The sequence below is a fragment of the Streptomyces sp. YKOK-I1 genome (genome assembly GCF_054660435.1).
Genome location: NZ_BAAGDR010000001.1, coordinates 7,637,169 through 7,653,364 on the forward strand (window position 1 = coordinate 7,637,169; position 16,196 = coordinate 7,653,364).

The window sequence follows — 16,196 nt, forward strand, 5'->3', positions numbered from 1 at the left end:
GGAGCGCCCCCATGGCGACTGTCCCGACCGCCCTCGCCGGCCGCCACTTCCTCAAGGAGCTGGACTTCACGGGGGAGGAGTTCCGCGGTCTGATCGAGCTGGCCGCCGAGCTGAAGGCCGCCAAGAAGGCCGGGACCGAGGTCCAGCACCTGCGCGGGAGGAACATCGCGCTGATCTTCGAGAAGACCTCGACCCGCACCCGCTGCGCGTTCGAGGTCGCCGCCGCGGACCAGGGCGCCGCCACCACCTACCTCGACCCCTCCGGCTCGCAGATCGGCCACAAGGAGTCGGTCAAGGACACCGCGCGCGTGCTGGGCCGGATGTACGACGGCATCGAGTACCGCGGCGACAGCCAGCAGAAGGTCGAGGAGCTCGCGGCGTACGCCGGTGTGCCCGTCTACAACGGTCTGACCGACGACTGGCACCCCACCCAGATGCTCGCCGACGTCCTCACGATGACCGAGCACACCGCGAGGCCCCTGCCGGAGATCGCCTTCGCCTACCTCGGGGACGCCCGCTTCAACATGGGCAACTCCTACCTGGTCACCGGGGCCCTGCTCGGCATGGACGTCCGGATCGTCGCGCCGAAGACCTACTGGCCCGCCCAGGAGATCGTGGACCGGGCCCGTGAGCTGGCCGAGGCCAGCGGCGCCCGGATCACGCTCACCGAGTCCGTCGCCGAGGGCGTGCTCGGCGCGGACTTCGTCGCCACCGACGTCTGGGTGTCCATGGGCGAGCCCAAGGAGGTCTGGGACGAGCGGATCGCGGCCCTCGGCCCGTACGCGGTGACCATGGACGTCCTGCGCGCCACCGGCAACCCGGACGTCCGGTTCCTGCACTGCCTGCCGGCCTTCCACGACCTCGGCACCAAGGTGGGCCGCGAGATCTTCGAGACCCACGGCCTGGACTCGCTGGAGGTCACCGACGAGGTCTTCGAGTCCGCCCACTCGGTCGTCTTCGACGAGGCGGAGAACCGCCTGCACACCATCAAGGCCGTCCTGGTCGCCACCCTCGCCTGACCGGCCTCACTCGGGCCGCGGCCGCCACTGCGGGGGCACCACGGCCAGCCGGAACCACACCGCCTTGCCCTTGTCGGTGGGGCGGTGCCCGCAGGACGAGCTGAGGGCGCGGATCAGCAGCAGCCCCCTTCCGTGCTCCAGCCAGGGGTCGGGCTCCACGCCGGAGGGGCGGGTGAGATCGCCCGGCGGCATCGGGTCGGGGTCGTGCACCTCGACCTGGCAGCCGCTCGGGCGCAGCTCCACCACCAGCTCTATCGGGGCGTCCCCGGCGGCCGTGTGCTCCACGGCGTTCGCCACCAGCTCGGCCGTCAGCAGCTCCGCGGTGTCGCTGTCGGCTCCGTGCTCCAGCTCCGCCAGCGCCGTACGGACCAGTGCACGGGCCACCGGCACGGCCGCGGCGGAGTGCGGCAGTGCGATCCGCCAGGAGGCGGCCGAGTCGGAGGGGCGATCTTGCAAGGCGAGTCCGTTCTTGGCGCAGGGTCCCGTGATCGGCATCAGGTGGTCCTGCCTTCAACTTTCAGGAATGGTACGGCTAACGGGTTGCTTACCCCGCCCAACGCTCCGTCTCGCCTGCCTGCTCCCGTTGTTACCGCGTTATTGACGAGCGGTGACACTGCGGGGGGCCGTACAAGAAAAACCGCCCTCCCGAGGGGGAGGGCGGTAAGAAGGCTTACCTCGGTCGCACATGTGCCTCAGCCGAGGTCCACCATGCCCGCCGTGAGCGTCGCCCCGTCGGCCGGGTCGATCAGGATGAACGCCCCCGTGCGCCGCGAGACGGCGTAGTCGTCCAGCGCGAGCGGCTCGGCGGTGCGCAGGGTGATCCGGCCCAGGTCGTTCACGGCCAGCGCGGAGGCCCCGCCGAGGTCCTTCACCAGCGCCTTGACGGTCCTGGTGGTGTGCTTGAGCAGCACCCGGTCGCCGACCCGCAGCGGACGGTCGGCCAGATGGCACACGGCCGCCCGCACGTCCTGGGTGAGCGTCGGCGCGTCGCCGCCCGCCGTGATCATGTCCCCGCGGGAGACGTCCCGCTGGTCCGCCAGCCGCACCCCGACCGACTGCGGCGCGTACACCACCGGCACGTCCTCGCCCAGTACGTCGAGGGCGGCGACCTCGGTGCTCTCGCCGGACGGATGGACCCTCACCCGGTCGCCCACCCGCAGCGAGCCCGACACCAACTGGCCCGCGTAGTGGCGGACATCGCCGTGCCGCAGGACGTACTGCACCGGGAACCGGGCGGGCGCGTCGGCCGGATCGGTGCCGACGGGCACGCTCTCCAGGAACTCCAGCAGGGCCGGACCGGTGTACCAGTCCATGGGCGCCGACCGCTCCACCACGTTGTCTCCGGCCAGCGCCGAGACCGGGATCGGGGTGAAGCCGGGCAGCCCGAACTCGGCGGCGTCGGCGGCGAATTCCTCGACGATCCGCTCGAAGACGTCCTGCCGGTAGCCGACGAGGTCCATCTTGTTGACGGCGAGGACGACCTGCGGCACCCGCAGCAGCCCGGCCACCGCCGCGTGCCGGCGGGTCTGCTCGACGATGCCGTTGCGGGCGTCGACCAGGATGATCGCCAGCTCGGCCGTGGAGGCACCCGTCACCATGTTGCGGGTGTACTGCACATGGCCCGGGGTGTCGGCGAGGATGAACCGCCGCCTGGGCGTGGCGAAGTAGCGGTAGGCCACGTCGATGGTGATGCCCTGCTCGCGCTCGGCGCGCAGCCCGTCGGTGAGGAGGGCCAGGTCGGGCGCGTCCTGGCCGCGGTTGCGGGAGGCGGTCTCCACGGCCTCCAACTGGTCGGCGAGGACCGACTTGGAGTCGTGCAGCAGCCGGCCGACGAGGGTGGACTTGCCGTCGTCGACGGACCCGGCGGTGGCGAACCGGAGGGTGTCTACAGTCATGCCGGTCATCTCTAGAAGTACCCCTCGCGCTTGCGGTCCTCCATGGCGGCCTCGGAGAGCTTGTCGTCGGCGCGGGTGGCGCCGCGCTCGGTGAGCCGGGAGGCGGCGATCTCGGAGATCACCTTCTCGATGGTGTCGGCGTCGGAGTCCACCGCGCCGGTGCAGGACATGTCGCCGACCGTGCGGTAGCGGACCTGCCGCTTCTCGACGGTCTCACCCGGCCGGGGCCCGCCCCACTCACCGGCGGTCAGCCACATCCCGCCCCGTCCGAACACCTCGCGGTAGTGCGCGAAGTAGATGTCGGGCAGTTCGATGTCCTCGCGGGCGATGTACTGCCAGACGTCCAGCTCGGTCCAGTTGGACAGGGGGAAGACGCGGACGTGTTCGCCGGGGGCGTGGCGGCCGTTGTACAGGTTCCACAGCTCGGGCCGCTGGCGGCGTGGGTCCCACTGCGAGAACTCGTCGCGCAGCGAGAACACCCGTTCCTTGGCGCGGGCCTTCTCCTCGTCGCGGCGGCCGCCGCCGAAGACGGCGTCGAACTTCTCCGCCTGGATCCTCTCGGTGAGCGGGAGGGTCTGGAGCGGGTTGCGGGTGCCGTCGGGCCGCTCGCGCAGCACCCCGCGGTCGATGTAGTCCTGTACGGAGGCGACGTGCAGCCGCAGTCCGTGCCGGGCGACGACGCGGTCGCGGTACTCGAGGACCTCGGGGAAGTTGTGCCCGGTGTCGACGTGCAGCAGGGAGAAGGGGATCGCGGCCGGGGCGAACGCCTTCAGCGCGAGGTGCAGCATGAGGATGGAGTCCTTGCCGCCGGAGAACAGGATCACCGGGTTCTCGAACTCGCCCGCGACCTCGCGGAAGATGTGCACCGCCTCGGACTCCAGCGCGTCCAGGTGCGAGAGCGTGTACCCGCTCACACCAGCCCCCGCTCCGCCAGCAGCGCGTACACCGCGTCCGCCGACTCCTGCGGGGTCTGCCGCTGCGTCGGCAGCACGAGCGAGGGGTTCTCCGGCGCCTCGTACGGGTCGTCGACACCGGTCAGGCCGGTCAGCTGTCCCGCCGCCTGGCGGGCGTACAGCCCCTTCACGTCCCGCTCGCTGCACACCTCCACCGGGGTGGCGACATGCACCTCCAGGTACGGCGTCCCGCTCTTCTCGTGCCGCAGCCGCACCGCCTCGCGGCTGTCGGCGTAGGGGGCGATGACGGGGACGACGGACAGCACGCCGTTGCGCGCCAGGACCTCGGAGACCAGCCCGATCCGCTGCACGTTGGTGTTGCGGTCGGCGCGGCTGAAACCGAGCCCGGCGGAGAGGAAGCGGCGGATCTCGTCGCCGTCCAGGACCTCGACGCGGTGTCCCTGGGCCTTCAGTCGCTCGCCGAGCAGGCGGGCGATCGTCGTCTTGCCGGCGCTCGGCAGTCCGGTGAGCCAGACCGTGGCCCCCTGGGCCCTCGGGGCAACGGCCCTTGGCGTGCTGGTCATCCGCAACAGTCCTCTTTCCTACCCGGCGTACAACCCGTCGAACGGTAGGTAAGGAGTCTGAGAGGAGTTGTTAAGGAACCTGAGGTTTAGCTGAGTGACACCTGGTGTCCGTGAGGTCACACCCCGGCGAACTCCGCTCCCGCGTCGCGCAGTCGCTCGTGCAGCCCGTGGAACACGGCCGCCGAACGGGCCCCCGGCCAGTCCCGCGGGAGCAGCCGCGCGGGCAGCCCCGGATCGACGTAGGGCAGATGGCGCCAGGAGTCCAGGGCAAGGAGGTAGTCGCGGTAGGCCTCCTCCGGCGGGGTGTCCGGCCGCTCCTGCCAGGCGTGCAGCACGCCCGCGTGGCGGTCGAGGAACGCCTCGTGCTCCTTGGCGATGGCCGTCAGGTCCCACCAGCGGGCCACCGCCTCGACGGTGGGCGCGAAGCCGAGGTGCTCACCGCGGAAGAAGTCGACGTAGGCCTCCAGCCCGAGCCGCTTCAGGGCGTGCCGGGTCTCCTCGTACAGCCGGGCGGGGGCGATCCACACGCCCGGTGCGGCCGTGCCGAAACCGAGACCGGCCAGCCGGGACCGCAGGACGTGCCGCTTCTGCCGCTCCGACTCCGGCACGGAGAACACCGCCAGCACCCAGCTCTCGTCCCCGGCCGGTGCGGCGCCGTAGACCCGCCGGTCCCCGTCGTCGAGCAACTCCACGGCCTCGTCGGAGAGTTCGTACCCGGCCGAGCCCTGTGCCGTGCGGGCCGGCAGCAGCAGCCCGCGCCGCTTCAGCCGGGACACCGAGGAGCGTACGGAGGGCGCGTCGACGCCGACCGCGGCGAGCAGCCGGATCAGCTCGGCGACGGGCAGCGGACCCTGCGCGAAGCGGCCGTACGCGCCGTAGAGCGTGACGATGAGAGACCGAGGTGCGGGCTGGTCGGACACATTGATCATTTTAGGTCGTCACCCTCACGGCCGGTCACCATCGGTGTCCCGACCGGATGTGACCTTCGTCGTGCCGGCCGACGGCGTACCGCGGGCGGCGTGCGGGGTCAGGCCGCGACGGTCAGGCGGTCCGCCGGGACGCGGTGGGGGGCCACCACGCTGCCGTCGGGGAGGAGTTCGCCGGAGTCGTCGAAGACGATCGTGCCGTCGCACAGCAGGTTCCAGCCCTGCTCCGGGTGGGCGGCGACGACGTGCAGGGAGCGGGCGTCGGCAGGAGCGGCGGCGAAGGAGTGGGAACACATGGCGCACCTCCACGTCGGTGGTGGGCCGGCCGTCCGGTCGGCCTCGCATGGAACGACCATGCGCCCGCCCCCGGGGGCATCGCCAGAGCGTTGCCCGAAGCGTGACAGCACCAGGACAACTCCAGGACCGTTCGCCGACGACCGGTGCGGACTCGCCACCGAAGGGGTGACGGTCACGGCCGCGGGCCCCTTCGCCCGGTACCAGTGGAGGCCCCCCACCACAGGAGGTCTTCCATGTTGCTCCGCCCCGCACTGGCCACGGCGGCCGGTGCCGCCCTGGTCCTGCTCGCGCTGCCGGCCCAGGCCGCCACCGCCGACCCCACCGAGTCCCTCACCGTCTCCTCGGCCGGCACGATCGCCGCGGACGGCACCATCACCCTCTCCGGCACCTACCGCTGCGTCGGCAACACGGGCCCGGTGTTCATCAGCTCCGCCGTCCAGCAGGGCGACGCCCCCGCCCGTTACGGCATCGGCGGCAGCCGTGCGGTGTGCGACGGCGCCGTCCACTCCTGGCGGAACGCCGGCAAGGTCCAGGGGGACGCCGTGGTGGCCGGTCCCGCCCACGTCGAGGCCACGATCACCGAACTCGAACCCCGCGGCGGCCTGCCCCTGCCCCGCTTCCACGCGATCCACCAGCAGGACGTCACGCTGACCCAGAGCTGATCACCCGCCGCGCGCCCCGGCGAGCAGGACGGCAGCCGGGGCGCGGGGGCGGTTGGAGTGTCGGGCGGAGGGCGGTTACCGGTGTCCTTCGCCCGATGGCGACGGATGCCGAGCCCCGGCCCGGTGATTCACGGAGCCGGTCGTTCTCCGGAGCCCCGGACGATCAGGTGGGTGGGTACGGTGAGGGTGCGGGCGCGGGAGCGGTCGCCGTCGAGGCGGGACAGGGCGGTGGTCGCGGCGGTGCGGCCGATCTCCTCGGGATCCTGGGCCACCACGGTCAACGCCGGTTCGAGCGCGTCCGCGAGGGCCACGTCGTCGAAGGCGACGACCGCGACGTCCTTGCGGTGGCTGCGGGCGAGTTCGGTCACTATGCCCAGCGCGACGATGTTGTTGCCGGCGAACAGGGCCGTGGGCGGATCGGGCAGGTCCAGCAGCTGCGCGGTGGCCACCGAGGCGCCGTGCTGGTCGTGGGCGTTGGTGACCAGGGAGCGGTCGTCCGGCAGGCCGGCCTCCCGCAGTGCCTCGCGGTATCCGGCCAGACGTTCGCGGCGGGTGTACAGCTTGGTGGGCAGGTCCCCGATGAAGCCGATCCGGCGGTGGCCGTGGGCGATCAGATGGGCGACGCCGTCGTGGGCGCCCGAGCGGTTGGTGCTCACGACGCTGTCCGTGGCGAGGCCCGTGCCCGGCCGGTCCAGGAAGACGACGGGCAGCCCGCCGGACCGGTGCGGCTTGAGGTGGGAGTGGTCGGCGCCGACGGAGGGGACGACCATCAGAACGCTGACCCGGCGGGCCAGGAAGGTGGCGGTCAGGGCGCGTTCGCGTTCGGGGTCGTCCGCGGAGGAGCCCATGAGCAGGGTCAGCCCCCGGTCGCGGACCGTGTCCTCGATGCTGCTGGCCACGGCCCCGAAGAAGGGGTTGCCGAGGTCGGGGATGACGAGCCCGACGGTGGTGTCGGGCCCGCCGACGCGGATGTTGCGCGCCATCAGGTTCGGCTGGAAACCCAGCCGGGCCACGGCGGCGAGCACCTGTTCCCTGGTCTGCGCGGAGGCGGGTCCGTCCTCGTTGAGGACGCGGGAGACGGTCTTGGCGCTGACACCCACTTCACGGGCGACATCGGCCAGGGTGGGGCGGCGGCTGGCTGCCATGGAGGTGCGGATCTCCTGTGCTCGTCGGTTCCGCCCGCGGCCTCGGGCGGATCCTTGGAGTCGAATCGTGTCGCCAGAACCTGTGGAGCGGTTCTAGCCGGCCTGGACCCCGGCGGCCTTGGCGGCCTTGGAATCCGTCACGACAGTATCCCCGGCCGCGTCGATGGTGAGCGCGCCGGTCATGACGGCGACGACCTCGGCCATCGAGTAGTCGGAGGGCTTGATCACGGCGGCCCGCCGCCCGAGGCGGTGGACGTGGATCCGGTCGGCGATCTCGAAGACGTGCGGCATGTTGTGGCTGATCAGGACGACCGGCATGCCCTTGTCCCGGACGCGCCGGATCAGGTCGAGGACCTGACCGGACTCCTTGACGCCGAGGGCGGCGGTGGGTTCGTCCATGACGACGACCGAGCGGGCCCAGGCCACGGACCGGGCCACGGCGACGGCCTGCCGCTGTCCGCCGGAGAGGGTCTCCACCGACTGGGTCAGCGAGCGCAGCCCGATCTTCAGATCGGCCATGTGCTCGGCGGCCTCCTGCCGCATCCGCTTCTTGTCCAGCATCCGCAAGACACTGCCGAGGACTCCGGGGCGGCGCAGCTCCCGCCCGAGGAACATGTTCGAGGCGATGTCCATCGAGGCGGCCACGGCGAGGTCCTGATACACCGTCTCGATGCCGTGGGCGCGGGCGCTCTGCGGACCGGAGAAGGTGATGGGCTCTCCGTTGAGCCTGATCTCGCCGGCGTCCGGCGTCACCGCGCCGGTGAGCGCCTTGATCAGGCTGGTCTTGCCGGCGCCGTTGTCGCCGATCACGGCGAGGACCTCACCGGGCAGCAGATCGAAGTCCGCGCCGTCGATGGCGGTGACATGGCCGTAGCGCTTGACCAGACCACGGGCCTGGAGGACGGGGGTGGGGGAGTCCGAGGTGGTCATCGGGCCTTCTTCCGGGAGATCTGGTCGACGGTCACCGCGAGGATCACCAGCACACCGGTGATCAGGGTCTGGTAGATGGAGGCGACGCCCATCAGCTGGAGCCCGTTGCGGAAGACACCGACGATGAGCACGCCGATGAACGTGCCGAGGACCGAGCCCCGGCCGCCGAACAGACTGGTCCCGCCGAGGACCACGGCGGTGATGCTGTCGAGGTTGTCGGTCTGCCCGGCCTGCGGATCGCCGACCCCGGTGCGGGAGATGAGCAGCAGGGCGGCGACGCCGTAGAGCAGACCCGCGACGGTGTAGATGCCGATGGTGAGCCGGGAGGTGCGGATGCCGTTCAGCCGGGCGGCTTCCTGGCTGTTGCCGAGGGCGTAGACGTGCCGGCCCCAGCCGGTGCTGCTCAGCGCGTAGGCGAAGGCGAGGAACAGGGCGATGGTGACGAGGGAGCCGTAGGTGATGTCGGTGCGGCCGAGCGGGAAGGTCTCCCCGAGGGCGGTCAGCGGCGCGGGCAGGCCGGTGACCGTCTGCTCCTCGGAGTAGATGTGGGTCAGCGCGAACGCCACGTTGAGCATGCCGAGGGTGACGATGAACGGCGGCAGCGGGATCTTCTGCACCAGCAGCCCGTTGAGCAGTCCGAAGCCGCCGCAGACGACGATGCCCAGCCCGATCGCGACGAGCGGCGGAAGCGACCCCTGCGCGGCCATCTTGGCGATCACGATGCTGCCGAACGCCATGACGGCACCGCACGACAGGTCGATGCCGGCCGTGAGGATGATCAGGGTCTGTCCGATGGCGAGGGTGCCGACCACCATGACCTGTTGCACGATCAGCGAGAAGTTCCCGCCGGTGAGGAACTGGTCGGTGGAGAGGGAGAAGAAGGCACAGGCCAGGAGGAGGGCGACCAGCGGGCCGGTGGTGGGTGCCGTGAGCAGTCTGCGGGCCGTGGTCGGTGCCTTGAGCTCGGCGTACGGCGTGGTCGTGGCTGTCATGCGAAGTCCTTGTCGGAAGACAGAAGTCCTGGTCGGAAGGCACAGGCCCTGAGGGGAGGGCGGCCCGTACGACGGGAAGGGCGTCGTACGGGCCGGGCGCGGCCGGCTCAGCCCCAGCAGTTCTCCAGGCCGAAGGCGGTGTCCTTGGAGTCGACCCCGGTCTGCGCCTTGTCGGTGATCAGGGTGACGCCTGTGTCGGTGTAGCCGGAGGCCTTCTTGCCGTCCTTGGCGTACGTCACCACGGCCTTGACGCCCTCGGCGGCCATCTTCAGCGGGTACTGCTGCGAGGTCGCGGCGATCTTGCCGTCCTTGACCGCCTGGGTGCCGGTGCAGCCGCCGTCCACGGAGACGACGAGGACGTCCTTCTCACGGCCCTTGGCCTTCAGCGCGGTGAACGCGCCGAGGGCGGCCGGCTCGTTGATGGTGTAGACGACGTTGATGTCCGGCTCCTTCTGGAGGCAGTTCTCCATCGCCGTCTGGCCCTTGGCCTGGTCGCCGCCGGTGTCCTGGGCGCAGACCACGTCCTTGTCGGTGGCGCCGAAGCCCTTGAGGAAACCGTTGTGCCGCTGGACGCCGACGGAGACGCCGGGCGCCAGGTCGAGGGTGGCTATCTTCGCGCTCTTGCCCGCCATGGCCGCCTTGGCGTACTCGCCGATCAGCTGCCCGGCCTTGAGGTTGTCGGTGGCGAAGAGGGCGTCGACCGCGCTCTCCGGCTCGGTCGGGGTGTCCAGCGCGATGACCAGGACGCCCTTGGCGCGGGCCTTCGCGATCGCGGGCACGATGGCCTTGGAGTCGCTCGGGGTGATGAGGATGCCCTTCACCCCGGCGGCGACCATGTTCTCGATCGCGGTGACCTGCCCGGCGTTGTCGCCGTCGAACTTGCCGGCCGCGGTCATGAGCTTGACGCCCTCGGACTTCGCGGCCTTCTCCGCGCCCTCCTTCATCTTCACGAAGAACGGGTTGGTGTCCGTCTTGGTGATCAGACCGACCTTGACGCTGCCCGATCCCGATCCGGAGCTCGCGGAGTCCGAGCCGGAGCCGGACCCGCAGGCCGTCAGGGTCAGGGCCGCGACGCCCAGGACCGCGGCGGCTCTGAGGAGGGAGGTGGACGGACGAGTGGTGCGAGACATGAACGACTCCTGCGGGATTGCGAGCGGCGCGGCCGGCATCGGAGGGATGCCGTCCCGAGTTGTCATCGTTGACTTATGTCATCGTTGACACTGCATGGCGAGGATGATGGACTCCGTCTCCCGGAAACGTCAATGCCCCGTACTCGTCACGAATCGGCAACGTCCCCACGGTCGCCCGCAGAGAAGAGCAGCCCATGAGCCCGCGTCAGATCACCGTCCTCGGAGAGTGCGTCGCGGACGCGTTCACCGAGCCCGCGAGCGCCCCGAACGAGCTCGCCCTGCGGGTGCTGCCGGGTGGCGGACCTGCGAACACGGCCGTCTCCCTGGCCCGGCTCGGCACCCCGGCCCGCTTCCTCGCCCGGCTCTCCGGCGATGTCTTCGGCCGGCTGTTCCGCGGCCACCTGGAGGCGTCCGGGGTGGACCTGTCGTACGCCGTCCCGGCCGCCGAACCCAGCACCCTGGCCGTGGCCGAACTCGACGACGGCGGCCAGGCCGCGTTCTCCTTCCACGCGCAGAACACCGCCGACTGGCAGTGGACGGCCGAGGAACTCGCCCGGGTCGACCTGTCCGGCACCGCCTGTGTGCACACCGGATCCCTGGCCCTGGTCCGTGCGCCCGGCGCGGCCGTCGTCGAGGACTTCCTGGCCGCGGCCGCCGCCCGGACGACCGTCAGCATCGACCCCAACGTCCGCCCGCTGCTGGTCGATCCCGACGTCTACCGCGCCCGGCTGGCGCACTGGTGCTCCCTCGCCGACATTTTGCGCCTCAGCGAGGACGACCTGGCACTGCTGCTGCCGGGCACCGCGCCCGAGAAGGCCTGCGACCTCTGGCACACGGCCGGGGTCCGGCTCGTCGTGATCACCCTCGGCGCCGGCGGCGCCCTGGCCTCGCTCGACGGGGAACGGGTGCGGGTGCCCGCGGTCGCCACGAGGGTCGTCGACACGGTCGGCGCGGGCGACTCCTTCACCGCCGGACTGCTCCACCACCTCGGCGCCCGCTCGCTCCTCGGCGGCCGGCTGACGGACGTCCGCCTCGACGACGTCACCGAGGCCTGTCGCTTCGCCGCCCGGGTCGCCGCCCTGACCTGCTCGGTCGCCGGCCCCAACCCTCCGTGGCGCAGCCGGCTGGAGGAGCCCGTACCCCCGTTCGCCCCCTCGACCCTCGACTGACAAGGACCCGAGACCATGACGAAGACACTGCTCGCCGAGTTCACCGCCCGTGAGGGCACCGAGGACGAGGTCGCCCGACTGATCCTGGAGTACGCCGGGAAGGTGCGCGAGGAGGAGGGGAACCTCGCCTTCGACGTGTACACCAAGGCGGAGGCACCGCGCGCCTACTGGATCTTCGAGGTGTACCGGGACGAGGACGCCTTCCAGGCGCATCTGAACGCCCCGTACGGCGGCCCGTTCAACGCGGCGCTCGTCCCGCTGATCGAGGAGGACGCCTCGGTGCTGACGTTCCTGGAGAAAAAGTGACGTTCCTGGAGAAAAAGAAGGAGGCCGGAGACCGGCTCCAGCCGCCTCCCGCCACTCTCAACATATAGCGCACCGGGGGGCTTGCGGCAAGGCCCCCCTCGTACCGCAAAATCCCAGGTCGTGGCCAGGATCCAGCAGAAAAGAGGAATCCACGACGTGCGTGTGCAGAGTGCGTTCGACCTTGCCGACCAGCTCTCCCGGAAGGCCGATCCGGCGCTGATCGCCGCCGACGAGCGGCACTTCGCGGCCGTCGCGGAGTGCCTGGAGGAGTCGATCGCCGAACTGTCCGACCTCCTCGACGCCGAACTCAGGGCGCCCGGCGGCACCGGCCGCCAGGCGATGGACCGGGACATCGAGGTCCACCGTCTGACCGGCCGGCTGCGCACCCTGCGCCGGTTCGGACTGGACCTGTGCCTCGGGCACATGGCCGGCGCGGACGGCTCCGAGCCCGTGTACGTCGGCAGGCTCGGCCTCACCGACCGCGAGGGCCGCCGGCTGCTCATCGACTGGCGCTCCCCGGCGGCCGAGCCGTTCTTCGCCGCGACCCACGCCGACCCGATGGGCCTCGCCAGCCGCCGCCGCTACCGCTGGACCCGGGGCCGGATCAGCGACTACTGGGACGAGGTGTTCACCGCCGACGGGTTCGAGGGGCACGCCGCCGCCCTCGACGACCAGTCCGCCTTCATCGCCAGCCTGGGCGGCAACCGCTCCGAGCGGATGCGGGACGTGCTCTCCACCATCCAGGCCGACCAGGACGCCATCATCCGGGCGGGTTCGCGCGGCGCCCTCGTCGTGGACGGCGGCCCGGGCACCGGCAAGACGGTCGTCGCCCTGCACCGCACCGCCCATCTGCTCTACTCCGACCCGCGCCTCGGGCACCGCCGCGGCGGGGTGCTGTTCGTCGGCCCGCACCGGCCCTATCTGTCGTACGTCGCCGACGTCCTGCCGAGCCTCGGCGAGGAGGGCGTCCAGACCTGCGTCCTGCGCGACCTGGTCCCCGAGGGGGCCGGCGCGGGCGTCGAGACCGACCCGGAGGCGGCCCGGCTGAAGGCGTCCGCGGACCTGGTGAGGGCGATCGAGAAGGCCGTCCGGTTCTACGAGGAGCCGCCCGCCGAGGGCATGACCGTCACCGTCGACCACACCGACGTACGGCTGACCGCCGCCGACTGGGCCGAGGCCTTCGACGCGCCCGAACCCGGCACCCCGCACAACGAGGCCCGCAACCAGATCTGGGAGCGGCTCGTCGAGATCCTGCGGGACCGCCACGGCGGCGACGACCTGCCGCCCGAGCAGTTCCGCCGGGCGGTGCGACAGGACAAGGAACTCCTCGGCACCCTCCAGCGCGCCTGGCCGCTGCTGGAGGCGGCCGACCTGGTCGGGGACCTGTGGACGGTGCCCGCGTATCTGCGGATGTGCGCCCCCTGGCTGAGCCCCGACGAGGTACGACGGCTGCAGCGTGCCGACGCCCAGGCCTGGACGGTGTCCGACCTGCCGCTGCTCGACGCGGCCCGGCAGCGGCTCGGCGACCCGGAGGCGGCGCGGCGCAGACAGCGCGACAAGGCCGTCCTCGCCGCCCAGCGCGAGCGCATGTCCCATGTCGTGGACAACCTGATCCACGCCGTGGCCGACTCCGGCGCCGACGGGGACGACGGCGAGGGACTGGTGACCATGCTGCGCGGCGCGGACGCCCGGGTCAGCCTGGTGGACGAGGCCGAACTGCAGGTCCTCGACCCCGATCTGCTCGCCGGCCCGTTCGCGCACATCGTCGTCGACGAGGCCCAGGAACTCACCGACGCCGAGTGGCAGATGCTGCTGTCGCGCTGTCCGTCCCGGAGCTTCACCGTCGTCGGGGACCGCGCCCAGGCCCGGCACGGGTTCACCGAGTCGTGGCGGGAGCGTCTGGAGCGGATCGGCCTCGACCGGATCGACCTGGCCTCCCTGAGCGTCAACTACCGCACCCCGGCCGAGATCATGGCGGAGGCCGAGCCGGTCGTCCGGGCCGCGCTCCCCGACGCCAACGTCCCGACCTCCATCCGCAGCAACGGCATCCCCGTCGTCCATGGATCCGCCGCGGACCTGGACACGATCCTCGACGACTGGCTCGCCGCCCATGCCGACGGGATCGCCTGTGTCATCGGCGCCCCGGCCTTCCCCGGGACACCCCGGGTCCGCTCCCTGCCCCCGGAGCTGACCAAGGGCCTCGAGTTCGACCTGGTCGTCCTGGTCGACCCGGAGAAGTTCGGCACGGGCGTCGAAGGGGCGGTGGACCGCTATGTCGCGATGACCCGCGCGACCCGCCAACTGGTCGTCCTGACCAGCTCCTGAGGCCTGGCGGGCGGGAAGGCGGCCGGTCAGTCGGTGCGGTAGAGCGCGGTGAGGAGTTCCACCGCGGGCTGGGTGGCGGGATGCGGGTCGTCCCGCCACCAGGCGAGCCGTACGACGATCGGCTCGGCGTCGAGCACCGGGAGGTAGGCGACGCCGGGCCGTGGGTACTGGTGGGCGGTGGACTCGGCCGTCATGCCGACACAGCGGCCGCTGGAGATGACGGTGAGCCAGTCGTCGACGTCATGGATGTCCTCGGTCGCCGGACGGGCGTCCGGCGGCCACAGCTCCGGTGTGGTCGTCCCGGACCGCCGGTCGACCAACAGGGTGCGCTCGGCGAGGTCGGCGAGCCGGACGGGGCCGTCGGCGGCGAGGCGGTCGTCGGTGGACACGGCCGCCATACGCCGTTCGAGACCGACGACGGCCGAGTCGAACCGGCGGTCGTCCAGGTCCCGGCGCACCACCGCGAGGTCGCAGGCGCCCTCCGCGAGGCCGGAGGTGGCGGAGTTCAGACGGACCAGGTGCAGGTCGGTGGCCGGGTGCGCGGTCGCCCAGCGGCGCTGGAAGGCGGGGGTGTGCTGGCCGAGCGCCGACCAGGCGTAGCCGATGCGCAGGCTGGTGTGGCCCGAGGTCGCCGTGCGGACCAGCTCGTCGGCCTCGGCGAGCACCCGCCTGGCCTGCGCGACCACCCGCAGCCCGGTCGCCGTCGGCGTCACCTCGCGCGAGGTGCGGCGCAACAGCCGTACGCCCAGGGACCGTTCGAGTGAGGCCAGGGTGCGGGACACAGCCGCCTGGGAGACGCCGAGGGCGAGGGCGGCGTCGGTGAAGGTGCCCTCGTCGACGATGGCGACGAGACAGCGCAGATGGCGCAACTCCGGATCCATGACTCCAGCGTATAGACGGCTGCCCGGGATGCATTTTGCGCATCGGCCGCGCCACCCCACGATCGCATCATGCGAGCCGCCCCTGCCTCCACCACCCCGGCCTCCACCACCCCCGCGAGCCCTGCCGCACCCTCGTCGCCCGAGCCGTCCCGGATACGGCCGGCCGGTGTGCTCACGATGATCGGCAGCGGTCTGTCCAACCAGACCGGCGCCGCGATCGGTTCCCTCGCCTTCCCCGTGCTCGGTCCGGTCGGGGTCGTCGCGGTCCGCCAGTACGTCGCGGCCGCCGTGCTGACGGCCGTCGGACGGCCGAGGCTGCGCAGCCTCACCTGGTGGCAGTGGCGGCCGGTGCTGGCCCTGGCCGTGGTGTTCGGGACCATGAACCTCTCCCTGTACACCGCCATCGACCGGATCGGCCTCGGCCTCGCCGTGACCCTGGAGTTCCTGGGCCCGCTCACCCTCGCACTGGCCGGCGCGCGCCGCCGGATCGACGCGGTGTGCGCCGCCGTCGCCGCGGCGGGAGCGGTCACGCTGATGCGCCCGCAGCCCTCCGGCGACCACCTCGGCCTCGGGCTCGGTCTGCTCGCCGCGTGCTGCTGGGCCTCGTACATCCTGCTCAACCGGACCGTGGGCCACCGGATCCCCGGCGCCCAGGGCTCGGCGGCGGCCGCACTGGTCTCCGCGGTGACCTTCCTGCCCGTCGGCGCCGCCATCGCCCTCCGCCATCCCCCGACCCTCGCCGCGATCGGCTGCGCGGTGGCCGCCGGTGTGCTGTCCTCAGCCGTCCCCTACCTGGCCGACCTGTACACCCTGCGCCGGGTGCCCGCCCAGGCGTTCGGCCTCTTCATGAGCGTCAACCCCCTGCTCGCGGCCCTGGTCGGCCGGACCGTCCTCGGCCAGCGGCTCGGCGTCCTGGAGTGGACGGCGATCGCGGCGATCGTCACGGCCAACGCGGCGAGCATGCTGACCCGGAGCCGGGACCGGCGCCGGGACTGAGCCGTTCAGCCCGGAGAGCCTCCACGGCGGCGGCCCATCGCCCCTC

General features: G+C 71.9%; 17 protein-coding genes. 6 read left to right on the plus strand and 11 right to left on the minus strand.

All coding sequences use genetic code 11. The features are described 5' to 3' along the window. The first annotated feature begins 11 nt into the window (after positions 1 to 11). Positions 12 to 1,019, plus strand: coding sequence for an ornithine carbamoyltransferase (gene argF, locus ACYQ8Q_RS34070; RefSeq protein ID WP_460070459.1), 1,008 nt, complete (start codon positions 12 to 14; stop codon positions 1,017 to 1,019). A gap of 6 nt (positions 1,020 to 1,025) precedes the next feature. Here the strand turns inward: argF and ACYQ8Q_RS34075 are convergent, their stop codons facing one another. The 6 genes from ACYQ8Q_RS34075 to ACYQ8Q_RS34100 all read right to left on the minus strand — a co-directional run bounded on the left by ACYQ8Q_RS34075 (position 1,026) and on the right by ACYQ8Q_RS34100 (position 5,613). Then, complete coding sequence (locus ACYQ8Q_RS34075; protein ID WP_460070460.1) at positions 1,026 to 1,514, minus strand: ATP-binding protein; 489 nt, start codon at positions 1,512 to 1,514, stop codon at positions 1,026 to 1,028. A gap of 197 nt (positions 1,515 to 1,711) precedes the next feature. Then, complete coding sequence (locus tag ACYQ8Q_RS34080; protein ID WP_460070461.1) at positions 1,712 to 2,923, minus strand: sulfate adenylyltransferase subunit 1; 1,212 nt, start codon at positions 2,921 to 2,923, stop codon at positions 1,712 to 1,714. Between the two features lie 2 nt (positions 2,924 to 2,925). Further along, positions 2,926 to 3,828, minus strand: a complete 903-nt coding sequence (gene cysD / locus ACYQ8Q_RS34085; protein WP_460070462.1) for a sulfate adenylyltransferase subunit CysD — start codon at positions 3,826 to 3,828, stop codon at positions 2,926 to 2,928. Further along, complete coding sequence (cysC, locus tag ACYQ8Q_RS34090) at positions 3,825 to 4,391, minus strand: adenylyl-sulfate kinase (RefSeq protein WP_460070463.1); 567 nt, start codon at positions 4,389 to 4,391, stop codon at positions 3,825 to 3,827. The genes cysD and cysC overlap by 4 nt, the downstream gene beginning before the upstream one ends. Positions 4,392 to 4,507: 116 nt before the next feature. Then, complete coding sequence (locus ACYQ8Q_RS34095) at positions 4,508 to 5,320, minus strand: PaaX family transcriptional regulator (protein WP_460070464.1); 813 nt, start codon at positions 5,318 to 5,320, stop codon at positions 4,508 to 4,510. Positions 5,321 to 5,418: 98 nt separating this feature from the next. Continuing rightward, positions 5,419 to 5,613 (minus strand): DUF5999 family protein, encoded by a 195-nt coding sequence (locus tag ACYQ8Q_RS34100; protein ID WP_460070465.1) that lies wholly within the window; start codon positions 5,611 to 5,613, stop codon positions 5,419 to 5,421. A 234-nt stretch (positions 5,614 to 5,847) separates the two neighbouring features. On the opposite strand from ACYQ8Q_RS34100, the gene ACYQ8Q_RS34105 reads away from it, so the two are divergent. Continuing rightward, on the plus strand, positions 5,848 to 6,276 hold the full coding sequence (locus ACYQ8Q_RS34105) for a DUF6299 family protein (RefSeq protein ID WP_460070466.1): 429 nt from the start codon (positions 5,848 to 5,850) through the stop codon (positions 6,274 to 6,276). 128 nt (positions 6,277 to 6,404) lie between these two features. On the opposite strand, the gene ACYQ8Q_RS34110 is transcribed toward ACYQ8Q_RS34105, so the two are convergent. The 4 genes from ACYQ8Q_RS34110 to ACYQ8Q_RS34125 all read right to left on the minus strand — a co-directional run bounded on the left by ACYQ8Q_RS34110 (position 6,405) and on the right by ACYQ8Q_RS34125 (position 10,473). Further along, positions 6,405 to 7,421 carry a LacI family DNA-binding transcriptional regulator gene (locus ACYQ8Q_RS34110; RefSeq protein ID WP_460070467.1) on the minus strand — a complete coding sequence of 339 codons (1,017 nt, stop codon included), beginning with the start codon at positions 7,419 to 7,421 and terminating at the stop codon, positions 6,405 to 6,407. A 93-nt stretch (positions 7,422 to 7,514) separates the two neighbouring features. Further along, positions 7,515 to 8,351, minus strand: coding sequence for an ATP-binding cassette domain-containing protein (locus ACYQ8Q_RS34115; protein ID WP_460070468.1), 837 nt, complete (start codon positions 8,349 to 8,351; stop codon positions 7,515 to 7,517). Further along, positions 8,348 to 9,343: an ABC transporter permease gene (locus ACYQ8Q_RS34120; protein ID WP_460070469.1), complete on the minus strand. Its 996-nt coding sequence runs from the start codon at positions 9,341 to 9,343 to the stop codon at positions 8,348 to 8,350. The genes ACYQ8Q_RS34115 and ACYQ8Q_RS34120 overlap by 4 nt, the downstream gene beginning before the upstream one ends. Before the next feature lie 107 nt (positions 9,344 to 9,450). After that, the gene (locus ACYQ8Q_RS34125; protein ID WP_460070470.1) at positions 9,451 to 10,473 is read right to left on the minus strand and encodes a substrate-binding domain-containing protein; all 1,023 of its coding nucleotides are present in this window, start codon (positions 10,471 to 10,473) and stop codon (positions 9,451 to 9,453) included. Between the two features lie 194 nt (positions 10,474 to 10,667). Here ACYQ8Q_RS34125 and ACYQ8Q_RS34130 point away from each other — a divergent pair, with 194 nt between their 5' ends. The 3 genes from ACYQ8Q_RS34130 (at position 10,668) to helR (ending at position 14,273) form a co-directional block, all read left to right on the plus strand. Then, the gene (locus ACYQ8Q_RS34130) at positions 10,668 to 11,642 is read left to right on the plus strand and encodes a carbohydrate kinase family protein (protein WP_460070471.1); all 975 of its coding nucleotides are present in this window, start codon (positions 10,668 to 10,670) and stop codon (positions 11,640 to 11,642) included. A 15-nt stretch (positions 11,643 to 11,657) separates the two neighbouring features. Beyond that, on the plus strand, positions 11,658 to 11,948 hold the full coding sequence (locus tag ACYQ8Q_RS34135) for a putative quinol monooxygenase (RefSeq protein ID WP_460070472.1): 291 nt from the start codon (positions 11,658 to 11,660) through the stop codon (positions 11,946 to 11,948). Positions 11,949 to 12,104: 156 nt separating this feature from the next. Next, positions 12,105 to 14,273 carry an RNA polymerase recycling motor ATPase HelR gene (gene helR / locus ACYQ8Q_RS34140; RefSeq protein WP_460070473.1) on the plus strand — a complete coding sequence of 723 codons (2,169 nt, stop codon included), beginning with the start codon at positions 12,105 to 12,107 and terminating at the stop codon, positions 14,271 to 14,273. A 26-nt stretch (positions 14,274 to 14,299) separates the two neighbouring features. On the opposite strand, the gene ACYQ8Q_RS34145 is transcribed toward helR, so the two are convergent. Continuing rightward, complete coding sequence (locus ACYQ8Q_RS34145) at positions 14,300 to 15,154, minus strand: LysR family transcriptional regulator (protein ID WP_460070474.1); 855 nt, start codon at positions 15,152 to 15,154, stop codon at positions 14,300 to 14,302. 69 nt (positions 15,155 to 15,223) lie between these two features. Here ACYQ8Q_RS34145 and ACYQ8Q_RS34150 point away from each other — a divergent pair, with 69 nt between their 5' ends. Continuing rightward, positions 15,224 to 16,150: an EamA family transporter gene (locus tag ACYQ8Q_RS34150; protein WP_460070475.1), complete on the plus strand. Its 927-nt coding sequence runs from the start codon at positions 15,224 to 15,226 to the stop codon at positions 16,148 to 16,150. Positions 16,151 to 16,196 lie beyond the last annotated feature (46 nt).